Origin of the sequence: Accumulibacter sp., from assembly GCF_029255145.1 — a bacterium.
GTDB lineage: Bacteria > Pseudomonadota > Gammaproteobacteria > Burkholderiales > Rhodocyclaceae > Accumulibacter.
Genome location: NZ_JAPUVQ010000009.1, coordinates 1 through 12,435 on the forward strand (window position 1 = coordinate 1; position 12,435 = coordinate 12,435).

Below are 12,435 nucleotides of genomic sequence, written 5' to 3' on the forward strand. Positions count from 1 at the left end.
CCCCCCCCCCCCCGCCGGTTTGGGCCGCCCCCCCCCGTGTGGGTGTGTTTGGCCTGTTGGCCCACCCCTTTGGGCCCCCCCCCGCGTTTGGGGGCCGGGGGGGGGGTCAGTCGTTGGGGGGGGGGGGGGGCCCCCCCCCCACGACGCCGACCATCACCTCTGGCAACTGCAGGTTCTCGCCGGTTTGCACGCGCAACGGCCGGAGATGGTCATCGGCTTCGAGATGTTCCCCCGACGCGTGCAGGCGGTGCTCGACCGCTGGGTGGCTGGCGAGCTGAGCGTCAAGGAGTTTCTGGCCCGGTCGGAGTGGAACACGGTATGGAGCCAGCCAGCGGAGCTGTACCTGCCGCTCTTTCAGTTCGCGCGGCTGAACCGGATTCCGATGCTGGCGCTCAATATCGATCAGGAGCTGACCCGCAAGATCGCCGCCCGGGGCTGGGACGGCGTACCGTCTGCCGAGCGCGAAGGCGTCGGCCAGCCCGCGCCAGCGACGGCGGCGTACCGGAAGTTCCTGCACGAGGTCTATCGTCAGCACGCGGAGATGCCCGCCAGGAGCAGCAAGAGAGCTTCCGGCGATGCCGCGTTCGCCAATTTTGTCGATTCACAGCTGGCCTGGGATCGCGCCATGGCCGAAACGCTGGCCAGTCAAGCGGCACGGCCGGCCGTTGGCGCCAAACCCCTCGTCGTCGGCATCGTCGGCAGTGGCCATCTGCGATTCGGCCATGGCGTGCCGCAGCAGTTGCGCGATCTCGGTATCCAGTCGGTCGGCGTGCTGTTGCCGATGGCCGCGGGTGGCGATTGCGACGAACTACGGCCCGGGCTCGCCGACGCTGTCTTCGCGGTGCCGACCCGGCCGCAGGCTGTTGCCGAGCCGCCGCGTCTCGGCGTCAGCCTCGAAAATCAGGACGGGCGGGTGCTGATCGCCGAGGTCAGCAAGGGGAGCCTGGCCGAGGACAGCGGCCTGAAAAAGGGCGACCGGATTCTGACGGTTGCCGGACAGCCACTGGCCGGCGTCTCGGCGCTGTTGCCGGCGATTCGGCAGCAGCCACCCGGAACCTGGCTGCCGCTGCAGATCGAACGCGCCGGCAGCACGATCGAAGTGGTCGTCAAGTTCCCGGTCACTCGATGAGCACGACGCGGCGCGTCGGGCGGCTGCTGTCGCCGCTGATGCTGATGCTGCTGCTCCTGGCCGCGCAGGCGGCGACCGCGGCCGGCGTGGCGGCGACGGCGCACGTCGAGCTCGATGTCGCTCTCGAACCGGGCAGCCGCCGTCTCGGCGTGCTCGCCGTCGTGACGCCCGACCAGGCGAACTTTCGCTTTGCCTTGCACGAATCACTGCAGATCACGGCAGCGTCCGCCAACGGGCGCCCGGTGAAGATCACCGCCGCCGGGCGCGAGGGCGATTTGCGCGGCTGGCGGGCGGTGCTACCGGCCGGCAGCACCGCCTTGCGCATCGAATACCAGGGCACCTTGCCAGAGCTGGACCCGCGGCTCGATCACCGCAAGGTGTTACGCCGGCTGCCGCCGATGGCCGCCGTCGAAGGCAGCTTCCTGCCGTCCGGTGGCGCCTGGTATCCGCAGCCTGCCAAGCTGTTCAGCTACCGGGTCAAGCTGACCGTACCGGGTGATCAACGGGCGCTGGTCGCCGGCCGGCTGCTGGAGGAGGACGTCCCGACGGCGCCCGGGGGGCGCTACCGCGCCAGCTTCGAGTTCACCAATCCCGCCGACGGAATCGACCTGATGGCCGGCCCATGGATCGTTCGCGAGAGGATGATGGCCAGGAGCGGCGCCGAGCCGCTGCGCCTGCGAACTTACTTCACGCCCGAGTTGGAGCAGGTCGCCGGCCTCGCCGACAGCTACCTGGAAGACACCGCCGGCTATCTCGCACACTATTCGAAGGAGATCGGCGCTTATCCGTTCAGCGGCTTTTCGGTGGTCGCCAGCCCGTTGCCGACCGGTTTCGGAATGCCGACGCTGACCTATCTCGGCGCCGAGGTTCTCAAGCTGCCGTTCATTCGTGCCACTTCGCTGGGCCATGAAATCGTCCACAACTGGTGGGGCAACGGCGTCTACGTCGACTACGCGAGTGGCAACTGGGCTGAAGGCCTGACCACCTTCATGGCCGATTACGCCTACAAGGAGCGCGAATCGGCCGACGCCGCGCGCGCGCTGCGCCTCGGCTGGTTGCGTGACTTCGCGGCGCTGCCGGCCGACAGCCGGCAGACGCTGATCTCTTTTCGCTCACGAACGCACGGCGCGGCAGCGGCGGTTGGTTACGGTAAGGCGGCAATGGTCTTCCTGATGCTTCGCGACCAGCTCGGCGAAGCCGACTTCCAGCGTGGGCTGCGGGTCTTCTGGCAGCAGCAGCGTTTTCGGGTGGCCAGCTGGAGCGATTTGCAGCGCGCCTTCGAGCAGGCATCGGGGAAATCATTGGCCGTTTTTTTCAGTCAGTGGTTGACCCGCGACGGCGCCCCCGACCTGCGAATCAGCAAGGCCAGCGCCACTGCGGTCGGCGCCGGCTACCGCCTGGAGATCGAGGTGACGCAGCGCGCGCCGGCCTATTCGCTGCGTCTGCCAATCGGCGTAAACACCGCGGGTCGCTCAGAGGCGCATGTCGTCCAGGTGGACCGTTTGCGGCAGAGCGTCTCGCTGGCCGTCGATCGCCTGCCGCAGTCGCTTCTCCTCGATCCGGACCTGCGACTCTGGCGATCACTCGACCTCAGGCAATTGCCACCGATCCTGCGCCAGTGGATCGTCGCTCGCGAACCGCGCTTGCTGCAGGCGTCGACGCTCCCGGCGGTGCGCGAAGCAGCGGCCGCACTGGCCGGCCGCGTCCTCGAGGTGGCACCACGGGAAATCGCCCTGGGCGACTTGCCCGCCGCGACCACACCGGTATTGCTGATCGGCGTGCATGCCGATGTCGATGCCGCGCTGGCGGCGGCGAAGCTGCCGCCGCGGCCGCCGGACCCCGGCAATCGGGGTACGGCACAGCTATGGACGCTTGCCGGCAAGACTGGCGCGCCACTGGCGGTGATTTCGGCGCGCGACGCCAGCGCCCTGCGCGCGCTGCTGCGGCCGCTGCCGCACTACGGAAGTCAGAGCTGGCTGGTCTTCGATGGCAGCCGCGCGCTTGAGCGCGGTGTCTGGCCGATGCTCGACCGGCCGGTACCGGTAAACCTCTGGCCGGGCAGGGTTGTCGGCAAGGATGCCGGCGGTTGATCCGGCGCCCATCTGGCCACCCGTGGTCGACACCCGGGCACCGGGAAGCCTGACACAAACCCGGTGGTCATGGTATCTTTGCGCCTTTCCGCTTTGGCCCTCGCGAAATGAACTCCCTTGCCCGCGGTTTCCATCCCGTCGAGACTTCCCCGACGAACGCCCTTCTCGCCAGCAATCAAGACCGCAGCGCGCGCTGGCGGCGCTGGGCGATGCCGCTGGTGGGCAGTGTTTTCGCCACGCTGGCGCTGGCCGCGCCCGCAGCCATCGCGCAGGGCGCTCCGGCTCCTTCGACGTCGTCGGTCCCGGGCTGGGACGCACCAGAACCGTGGCGCACAGACCGCTACTATCTGCAGACCAGCGTCGCGTCGGTGCACTTCCATCCCGACTCCGAGCATGACAATTCGCAGGCACTGGCCAACGCCGAATGGCGACTCGACAAGCGCTGGCTTGCTGGCCAGGTGCTGGTCGGCGCGGCGACTTTCGACAACTCCTATGGTCAGGCAACGTGGTACGCCTACGGCGGCCTGCTCTGGCGGCCGGTCGAGAACGTTCAACCCCTCTACCTGAAGCTTACGGCCGGTGTGATCCACGGCTATCGGGGTGAGTATCAGGACAAGATTCCGTTCAACAATTCGGGTTACGCACCGGCCATCCTGCCGGCGGTCGGCTACTGCTATAGCCGCTTCTGTTCCGAGCTGGTGGTCTTTGGCGCCGCGGGCATGATGCTCACCGTCGGCATGACGATGCCCTGATCTTCGCTTCGCCGATCCAGGCGTTTGACGTCCGCGGGCTTGGCAGCACGCCCGCCGACGGCGCAAAGTGAAGACGAGCCCGGCCAACGGCCTCAGCACCATTGGCGGCACGAACCGCGTCGCGTCTTCTCTGCTCCCGGGCGCACAACGAATATGCTGAGATCGTGCGCCGCCACGATCGGTACCGTTTGTTGGACGAGCCCGGTCCCTGGGCGCAAAGCGGGCCGCGTAGAAAACATGGATTTGGGAAGTGCCGCGGATGGTAGCGCGAGCGGGGGGCGTGGGTGCAAGGGTGGGCCGTAGCCGATGGTCGCGACGACTTTCGCCGACAGGTCCTCGTCGCTGAGTCGTTTCCCCCGGAAAGCGCTTTCGGCAACTCCTACAGCCAGTTGCCGCCAGCCCGCTCGGCGACGCCGGTGGCGTCGGTGGTCACCACCGGGACGCTCTTGGCTCGCTTGATCACCTCTCGCACCACGTCGCGCGCCAGCAGCTTGACGATGCGGGCGTGTGGCAGCGGCAGCACGATTTCGTCGCAGCCGAGTTGTTCGGCGGCGTCGCCGATCTCGCCAACGATGTCGCCTTGGCGGTAGATCTCCCGGCACGCGACGCCTGCCGCGACCAGCGGCTGCGCGGCATCGTGCAGGATCAGGGCGCCGCATTTGGCCTGGAAGCGCGCAATTTCGACCTGCGTACGAAAACGCAATATCTCGGGGGCGGTGACCGGCTCGGAGACGAACAGCAAGACGGCCTGCACCGGTTTGCCGTTGCGCTGCAGACGAATCGCGTACTGAAGGCCCCAGCGTGACCGTTCGCTAGGGTCGACAGGAATCAGCAGGCGCCGGGCGCCTGCACCCTGCCCGGCTGTTTGATCGGCAAGGGAGTTGCACATGATGCCTCCTTTGATCTCCAGGCCATCCGCAAGCCGTCCACGATGGACGCGGGGCTCATGATCAGGGCAGGTAATAGAGAGCCAGCCAGGCCAGCAGCATCGTCGTTACCCAGAGCGCCATGCTGCCCGTGGGCCAGGTGCGGGCCAGGCTGCCCTGGGGGCCGTGGTGACGGTGGATGCGCGCGTATAGCCGTCCGCCGGTGCTTCGCAGCATGCGCCCGAAGGTCGCCCGCGCTTGCTGCAGGGCGTCGGTAGCCCGCTGCGCCCAGCTGGCGAACAGGACGCGGTAGAACCAGTCGCTGTCGAGGTTGACCGAGCGCAGCTCGGGCGGGTAGATGCCGGTGCGCATGAGAACCGCGAAAGCCAGCGCCGAAAACACCAGCAGCTGCAGTTGGGCGACCACGTGCGATGCGCTGTACGGCTGGTAGCTCACCGCATACGGCAGAATGGCGTACAAGGCCTGCGGGAAAACGCCGATGCCGATGCACAGTGCGGCGCCGATCGCCATCGCCACCAGCATGTTGCGTGGTGCTTCCTGGCAGCGAATCCCCGAGTCGTGGCCAAAGAAAGCGAAATACGGGATCTTGATGCCGGCGTGGTGAAAGACCCCGGCCGACGCGAACAACAGCACCAGCCAGGTCAGCAGCAGCCCCTCGCCGGCGGCAGCGGACATGATCATCGACTTGGTGACGAAACCGCTGAACAGCGGGAACGCCGAGATCGACGCCGCGCCGACCATGCAGAAGCCGGTCGTCCAGGGCATCGACTTGTACAGCCCACCCAGCTCGCTGCCTTTGACCGTGCCGGTGCGCAGCAGCACCGCTCCCATCGACATGAACAGCAGGCCCTTGAACAGGATGTCGGCAAAGGCATGCGCCACCGCGCCGTTGATCGCCAGTTCGCTGCCGATGCCGATGCCCACGACCATGAAGCCGAGCTGGTTGTTCATGCTGTAGGCGAGCACCCGGCGCAGATCGTTCTCGATCACGGCATAGAAGATTGGGAAAGCCGCCATCAGGGTACCGACCCAGATCAGCATCTCGGTGCCGGGATAGGCGCGCGCCAGCGCGTAGATGCCGAGCTTGGTCGTGAACGCGGAGAGGATCACGGCGCCGGTTGGCGTCGCCGCCGGATAGGCGTCCTGCAGCCAGTTGTGCAACAACGGGAAGGCGCACTTGATGCCGAAAGCGATCAGGATCAGTACTCCCGCCGGGCCTGAAAGACCAATCTGGCCGAAAGCCAGCGACCCCGTGGTACGCCAGTGCAGCAGCGCACCGGCGAGCAGGAACATGCCCGAAAGCAGCTGCACCAGGACATAGCGCAGGCCCGTGCGGAAGCTGCTGTCGCTACGCTGAGCCCAGATCAGCAGCACCGACGACACGGCGGTGAGTTCCCAGTGGATGAAGAGCGTCATCAGATCGCCGGCGAACACCGCGCCAATCGAGCTGCCGGCATAGACCAGTCCGGCGACGTGCTGCACGGTGTCCTTGAGGTGCAGGGCGTAAATGACGTTGAGCAGCGACGCCAGGACAAAGACGTATCCGAAAAGCAGGCTCAGGCGGTCGACACGCATCAGGACCAGCGTCTGACCGAGCAGCTCGACCTGGCCCGACTCGCCGAGCGGCAGCGTCAGCAGACAAGCGAATGCCGCCACCGGCAGCAGCAGCATCCAGGCCGTGCGCAGCCTGCCGTGCAGCAGCGGCACGACGACGGCGCCGAGCAGAAAGACCAGCGCGACCGGGAAGTCAGCGCTCATAGTAGTCCTCGGCGCGCATCAGCACGCCGCGCAGACGCTTGGCGACCAGCACCAGCACGACGCAGGCGAAGAATCCGAAGAGACAGTAGAAACCAAACCAGGCCGCGAAAGCGAAGTCCTCGTGCTTGTGCAGCGCCAGATCGACGGCGAGCAGCGCCAGCCCGAACAGCCACAGGCCCCGATAGATCTTGCTCACGTTCTCGCTGCGGTCCAGCCAGTATTCTCGTGGTCCTGACATGGTCGTCGGCCTCCGCCTATGGTTACTTCGGCGCCACCAGCTGCTCGGCGAGCTGCAGCAGCGGCGATGAGAAAAGAAACAGGGAAAGCGTCGCGGTGCTGGTCAGCATCAGCGCGATGACCATGGACAGCGGCGCCTCGCCGTGCGGCTGCCGTTCATCGCCGGCCGGCAGCGGCCGGAAGAAGGCAGCGTAAACAATGGGCAGAAAGTAGGCCGCATTGAGCAGCGTGCTGACGATCAGTACCGCCAGCGCGGCGAAATGACCGCCCGCCGCGGCGCCGGACATGATGAACCACTTGCTGATGAAGCCTGCGGCGGGAGGGATGCCAATCAGTGACAGCGCGCCGATGGTGAACGCCGACATGGTCCACGGCATGCGCCGGCCGATGCCGTCGAGCTGGCTGACTTCGGTCTTGTGGGCGGCGGTGTAGATGGCGCCGGCAGCGAAGAACAGCGTAATCTTGCCAACCGCATGGGTAACGATATGCAGCGCCGCGCCGATCACCGACAGCGGCGCCAGGATCGCCGCGGCGAGCAGCACGTAGGAGAGCTGGCTGATCGTCGAATAGGCCAGCCGCCGTTTCAGGTTGTCGGCTTTGAGCGCGACCACCGAGGCGGCGACGATGGTAAACCCGGCCACCACCACCAGCCAGTCGGTACTCGCTTCCGTGGCCAGCGTTTCGGTGCCGAAGACATAGATGATCACCTTCAGGACGCTGAATACACCCGCCTTCACCACCGCCACCGCGTGCAGCAGCGCCGAGACCGGTGTCGGCGCCACCATCGCCCCCGGTAGCCAGCGGTGGAAGGGCATCAACGCCGCCTTGCCGATACCGAACATGTACAGCGCCAGCAACCCGCCGAGGGCAAAGCCGGACAGCCGACCCTGCAGAATTCCCCCCGGGGTGAAGTCGGTGGTGCCGGCGACGTGCCAGGTGAACACCAGTGCCGGCAGCAGGAAGAGCATCGAGGTGCCGATCAGCAGGCCCAGGTAGATTCGCCCGCCCGCCTTGGCCTTGTCGGTGCCGTGGTGGGTGACCAGCGGGTAGGTGATCAGCGTCAGCAACTCGTAGAAGACGAACAGGGTGAACACATTGGCGGCGAAGGCGATGCCGATCGCGGCGGCGATCGCCAGCGCGAAGCAGACGTAGAAGCGCGTCTGATGTTCTTCGCGGTTGCCGCGCATGTAGCCAATCGAGTACAGCGAGTTCACGATCCACAGAGCGGAGGCGACGAGGGCGAAAAGCATGCCCAGTGGCTCGACCGAGAAAGCGATCGCCAGTCCGGGCAGCAGCTCGAACAAGCGCACGCCGGGCCGCCCGCCTGCCAGGACCGTCGGCAGCAGTGACAGCGTGCACCACAGCAGCAGGACCGCGGTGGCCAGCGTCGCCGTCTCGCGCAGCTGCGGGCGGCGGCCGCAGAGGGCAATCGCCACGCTGCCGACAGCCGGTAGCGCGAAGGCGGCGAGGACCAGCGCTTCGCCGGCGATCATGGCGCTACTCCGAGCAACTGAGCCGCCGCGCGGCTGGCCGAGCCGACCGTCAGCGAGGTATCGACGCCGAACCAGAGCGTTGCGCCGACCAGGATCCAGGCCGGAATCGCCAGCGCCAGCGGCGCCTCACGGACCCCCGCGAGGTCGGCGCGCGGCGCCCGGAAGTAGGCCGCCTCGACGAAGCGCCAGACGTAGGCGACAGCCAGCAGCGACGACAGCACGATCAGGAACACCAGCCACCACTGGCCCTTTTCGAGCGCTGCCAGGATCAGGTACCACTTGCTGACGAAGCCGGCTGTGCCAGGCACGCCGATCAGGCTCAATCCGCACAGGACGATGCCGAAACTGGTCAGCGGCATGACCCGTGCGAGACCATGCGCGCGCGCCAGGGTGACCCCACCGATGCCGGCGATGACCGCTCCGAGCAGCAGGAACAGGCCGCCCTTGGTGACCGCGTGGTTGACCAGGTGCACGATCGTGGCGGTCAGCCCGGTCACCGAGTCGAAGGAGATACCGAGGACGATGTAGCCAATCTGGGCGACGCTGGAGTAGGCGAACAGCCGCTTCAGGTTGTCCTGGAAGATGGCCACCGTCGAGGCGACGAACATCCCGGCCAGCGCCAGTACCAGCATCAGATCTTCCATCGGCAGCCGCTGGAAGATGGCCGTTTCCCCGAACACCGAGAAGTAGAAGCGCAGCAGCGCATACACCGAAACCTTGGTGGCGGTGGCGGCGAGGAAGGCCGATACCGCCGACGGCGCGTAGGCATAGGCGTTGGGCAGCCACTGGTGCAGCGGGAACATCGCCAGCTTCAGCGAGATGCCGACGGTGAGAAAGGCCAGCGCCGCGAGTACCGGCCGGTGGCTGGTCATCGCCTGCAGACGGACCCCCAGGTCGGCCAGATTGAGGGTGCCGGTCTTGAGATAGAGCAGGCCGACGCCGATGACGATGAAGGTGGCGCCGATGGTGCCCATGATCAGGTACTGGTATGAAGCCGCCAGCGAGCGGCGGTCCTTGCCGAGCGCGATCAGCGCGTACGACGAGAGCGAGGAGATTTCCAGGAAAACGAACAGGTTGAAAGCGTCGCCGGTGATCGTGATGCCGAGCAGGCCGCTCAGGCACAGGGCGAACAGGGCGTAGAACAGCGTGTGCTTCTCCGGGCGAATCTCGCGCTCGATACTGCTGCGGCTGTAGGGCAGAACCACCGCCGCAATGCCCGAGACCAGCATCAGCAACAGCGAGGAGAGCGCGTCGACGCGGTACTCGATGCCCCAGGGCGGCGGCCAGCTGCCGATGGCGTAGGACATCGGCCCGGTCTCGCCGACCTGCAGCCACAGCAGGATGCTGATCGCGAACGCAGCCCAGGTCGCCGCCAGGACCAGCACGAAGGCTGCCAGGCGGTCGCGCAGTAGTACCGCCAGCGGAGCGCTGGCCAGCGGCAGGACGATCTGCAGCGCCGGGAGATGTTCCGCGACGTTCATCGTTGCGCCTCCGGCGGTCCGGACAGCGGGTCGGCCGGATCGGCATCGAGGCGCAGGATCTCGTCTTCCTCGATGGTGCCGTACTCCTCGCGGATGCGCACCACCAGCGCCAGCCCGAGAGCCAGAGTGGCCACGCCGACGACGATTGCCGTCAGGATCAGGACCTGTGGCAGCGGGTTGGAGTACACGGTGAACGCGGCATCGACGATCGGTGCCGTGCCGCCGACGATCTTGCCGGGCGCCAGGTAGAGCAGATACACCGAGGTCTGCAGGATCGCCAGCCCGACCAGCTTCTTGATCAGGTTGCCGCGGGCAATGACGATGAACAGCCCGCTCATCGCCAGGAAGAGCATCACCCAGTAGTCGTAATGGCTGAAGAAGTTCATCACCGGTCCTGACCGCGCTGGGCGAACAGGTAGTAGATCTTCAGCAGCACGCCGCAGACCGTGATCGCCACCCCCAGCTCGATCCAGAAAATCCCTCGATGCTGACCTTCGACCGGGTCGGCATCGAGGACGAAGTAGTCGAGAAAGTTGCCCCCGGCATACAGGCCGGCAAAGCCGACGCCCAGATAGAGCAGCAGGCCGGCGGCGATCATCGACTCGACCAGCCAGTCGGGGAGCACCCGGCGCGCCGTGCTCAGTCCGTAGATCATGGCGTAGAACACCATCGCCGCGGCAACAATGGCGCCCGCCTGAAAGCCACCGCCGGGTCCGAAGTCGCCGTGGAACTGGACGTAGAGAGCGAACAGCAGGATGAACGGGATGAACAGTTTGCCGACCACCCGCAGGATCATGTCGTTCTTCACTGCTTGCCCCTCCTGACGTGCCGGCGGCGGCCAAGCAGCGCGATGACGCCGATCGCGGCGGTGAACACCACCGTCGTCTCGCCGAGCGTGTCGAAGCCGCGGTAGCTGGCGAGAACGGCGGTCACGACGTTGGGAACGCCGGTTTCGCGTGGGCCGTCTTCCAGGTAGCGCGGCGCCACGTGCGTATGGATCGGCGCCTCCGGATCCGAGAAGGGCGGCAGGTCCCAGGTGCCATAGATCAGCACCAGCCCGGTGCCGATGGTGACCGCCAGCGGCAGCCAGGGCTTATGCACCGGCTTCTCTTCCTCGCTGTGACAAAGACGCAGCGCGGCGAGCAGCAGGACGGTGGAAATGCCGGCGCCAACGGCGGCTTCGGTCATCGCCACATCGACGGCGTCGAGCGCGACCATCACGGTCGCCGTGAGGAAGCTGTACAGGCCAAAGAGGACGATCACCGCGAACAGGTTGCGGACGCGTGCCAGCGCCACCACGGCAATCATCATCTGGGTGAGCAGAACGTTGACGATCAGGGTTTCGATGGCGCGTCCTCCGTGCCGGGTGACGCGGCGTGCTGGATGGCAGCGGCCAGGGGCGAGGTCGGGGCGGGCGACGAAGAGGGGGCGGCATCAGCCAGCAACGGCAGCAGGCCGCGTTTCATCGCCGCCTTGGCCAGCGCATGGCCGGCGACCGGGCCGGTGAAGTACAGCAGGAGCCCGATCATTACCAGTTTGGCAGCGACCAGCGTGACTCCCGCCTGCAGGATCAGCCCGAGCAGGATCAGCGCTGCGCCGACGGTGTCGGTGACGCTGGCCGCGTGCATGCGGGTGTAGAAGTCGGGAAAACGCAGCAGGCCGAGCGCGCCGATGGCGCAGAACAGACCGCCGGTCAGCAGGCACGCCCAGCTCGAAAGGTCGATCAGCAGATCGCTCACTGCCGCACCGCTCCCTCATCGCGCCGATGGTCGCCCGGCTTGCCGTCGTGGAAGAACTTCAGCACGGCGACGGTGCCGACCAGGTTGAGCAGGCCGTACACCAGCGCCAGGTCGAGGAACTCCGGCCGGCCGGCCAGGAAGCCGATCACCGCCAGCAGCAGCACGGTGCAGGTGCCGATGGTGTTGCTCGCCAGCAGCCGGTCGAAGACAGTCGGGCCGAGCACCGCGCGCGCCAGCGTCAGGCTGACCGTGATCAGCAAGGCCAGAGTGGTGACCGCGAACATCAGGCCGACCGCTCGAGCGCGGCGACGCGGCGGTCCATCTCGCTGCCGGCCAGGCCGACGGCGCCGGCCGCACTCAGGGCATGTACCAGCATTTCGTCCCGGTCAACTTCGACGGTGATCGTTCCCGGCGTCAAGGTGATCGAGTTGGCATGAATGACGAGGCCCATTTCGGTCGTCTGCAAGGGTTTGAAGCGCGCCAGCGTCGGCGCTATCGGCAGCCGAGGATCGACAATGCGCCGGCTGACGTCGCACGCCGAGATGACGATCTGGCGGATCAGCCACAGCCAGTACGAGCACAGCGCAAGCGCGCCGATGCGCACTCGCCGGCCGTTCCGGTCGATGATGTCCATGCGCCGCGCGACCAGCAGCACGGCCAGGGCCCCGGCGGCTCCGGCGGCGACCAGAAAAGGCGCCAGGCTGCCGGAAAGCAGCAGCCAGAAGGTGAACAGCGTCAGCAAGGCACTCAGCGAGTAGAACACGGGCAGCCTCCATCACGACCATCGAGCGACACGCCGTCGGTAGAAGGCGCCTGCTTGACGAGTCGATCTTAGGCCGACAGGAAGGCCTTGAAAATTCGGGCAGCAA

At 66.7% G+C, this 12,435-nt stretch carries 14 protein-coding genes; 3 read left to right on the top strand and 11 right to left on the bottom strand.

All coding sequences use genetic code 11. The features are described from left to right. Positions 1-19: 19 nt before the first annotated feature. The 3 genes from Q1L50_RS00725 (at position 20) to Q1L50_RS00735 (ending at position 3,971) form a co-directional block, all read left to right on the top strand. On the top strand, positions 20-1,129 hold the full coding sequence (locus tag Q1L50_RS00725) for a ChaN family lipoprotein (RefSeq protein WP_300335219.1): 1,110 nt from the start codon (positions 20-22) through the stop codon (positions 1,127-1,129). Continuing rightward, on the top strand, positions 1,126-3,219 hold the full coding sequence (locus Q1L50_RS00730) for a M1 family aminopeptidase (protein WP_300335187.1): 2,094 nt from the start codon (positions 1,126-1,128) through the stop codon (positions 3,217-3,219). The genes Q1L50_RS00725 and Q1L50_RS00730 overlap by 4 nt, the downstream gene beginning before the upstream one ends. 107 nt (positions 3,220-3,326) lie before the next feature. Further along, a complete protein-coding gene (locus Q1L50_RS00735; RefSeq protein WP_300335188.1) occupies positions 3,327-3,971 on the top strand; it encodes a hypothetical protein in 645 nt (214 codons plus the stop codon). A 379-nt stretch (positions 3,972-4,350) separates the two neighbouring features. Here the strand turns inward: Q1L50_RS00735 and Q1L50_RS00740 are convergent, their stop codons facing one another. The 11 genes from Q1L50_RS00740 to Q1L50_RS00790 form a co-directional block, all read right to left on the bottom strand. Continuing rightward, positions 4,351-4,860 (bottom strand): universal stress protein, encoded by a 510-nt coding sequence (locus Q1L50_RS00740; protein WP_300335190.1) that lies wholly within the window; start codon positions 4,858-4,860, stop codon positions 4,351-4,353. Between the two features lie 61 nt (positions 4,861-4,921). Continuing rightward, positions 4,922-6,616: a Na(+)/H(+) antiporter subunit D gene (locus Q1L50_RS00745; protein ID WP_300335192.1), complete on the bottom strand. Its 1,695-nt coding sequence runs from the start codon at positions 6,614-6,616 to the stop codon at positions 4,922-4,924. Then, the gene (locus Q1L50_RS00750) at positions 6,606-6,854 is read right to left on the bottom strand and encodes a hypothetical protein (RefSeq protein ID WP_300335193.1); all 249 of its coding nucleotides are present in this window, start codon (positions 6,852-6,854) and stop codon (positions 6,606-6,608) included. The genes Q1L50_RS00745 and Q1L50_RS00750 overlap by 11 nt, the downstream gene beginning before the upstream one ends. A gap of 22 nt (positions 6,855-6,876) precedes the next feature. Then, on the bottom strand, positions 6,877-8,346 hold the full coding sequence (locus tag Q1L50_RS00755) for a proton-conducting transporter membrane subunit (protein WP_300335195.1): 1,470 nt from the start codon (positions 8,344-8,346) through the stop codon (positions 6,877-6,879). Further along, positions 8,343-9,827, bottom strand: coding sequence for a monovalent cation/H+ antiporter subunit D family protein (locus Q1L50_RS00760; RefSeq protein WP_300335196.1), 1,485 nt, complete (start codon positions 9,825-9,827; stop codon positions 8,343-8,345). The genes Q1L50_RS00755 and Q1L50_RS00760 overlap by 4 nt, the downstream gene beginning before the upstream one ends. Then, the gene (locus Q1L50_RS00765; RefSeq protein WP_300335198.1) at positions 9,824-10,213 is read right to left on the bottom strand and encodes a cation:proton antiporter subunit C; all 390 of its coding nucleotides are present in this window, start codon (positions 10,211-10,213) and stop codon (positions 9,824-9,826) included. The genes Q1L50_RS00760 and Q1L50_RS00765 overlap by 4 nt, the downstream gene beginning before the upstream one ends. Continuing rightward, positions 10,213-10,635 (bottom strand): Na(+)/H(+) antiporter subunit B, encoded by a 423-nt coding sequence (locus tag Q1L50_RS00770; protein WP_300335199.1) that lies wholly within the window; start codon positions 10,633-10,635, stop codon positions 10,213-10,215. Before Q1L50_RS00770 ends, Q1L50_RS00765 begins: the two co-directional genes overlap by 1 nt. Further along, entirely contained in the window at positions 10,632-11,138 is a 507-nt protein-coding gene (locus Q1L50_RS00775) for a DUF4040 domain-containing protein (protein ID WP_300335200.1), read from the bottom strand. The genes Q1L50_RS00770 and Q1L50_RS00775 overlap by 4 nt, the downstream gene beginning before the upstream one ends. A gap of 23 nt (positions 11,139-11,161) precedes the next feature. After that, a complete protein-coding gene (mnhG, locus tag Q1L50_RS00780; RefSeq protein WP_366145196.1) occupies positions 11,162-11,566 on the bottom strand; it encodes a monovalent cation/H(+) antiporter subunit G in 405 nt (134 codons plus the stop codon). Continuing rightward, a complete protein-coding gene (locus Q1L50_RS00785; RefSeq protein WP_300335201.1) occupies positions 11,563-11,850 on the bottom strand; it encodes a monovalent cation/H+ antiporter complex subunit F in 288 nt (95 codons plus the stop codon). Before Q1L50_RS00785 ends, mnhG begins: the two co-directional genes overlap by 4 nt. Then, entirely contained in the window at positions 11,850-12,329 is a 480-nt protein-coding gene (locus tag Q1L50_RS00790; RefSeq protein ID WP_300335202.1) for a Na+/H+ antiporter subunit E, read from the bottom strand. The genes Q1L50_RS00785 and Q1L50_RS00790 overlap by 1 nt, the downstream gene beginning before the upstream one ends. Positions 12,330-12,435 lie beyond the last annotated feature (106 nt).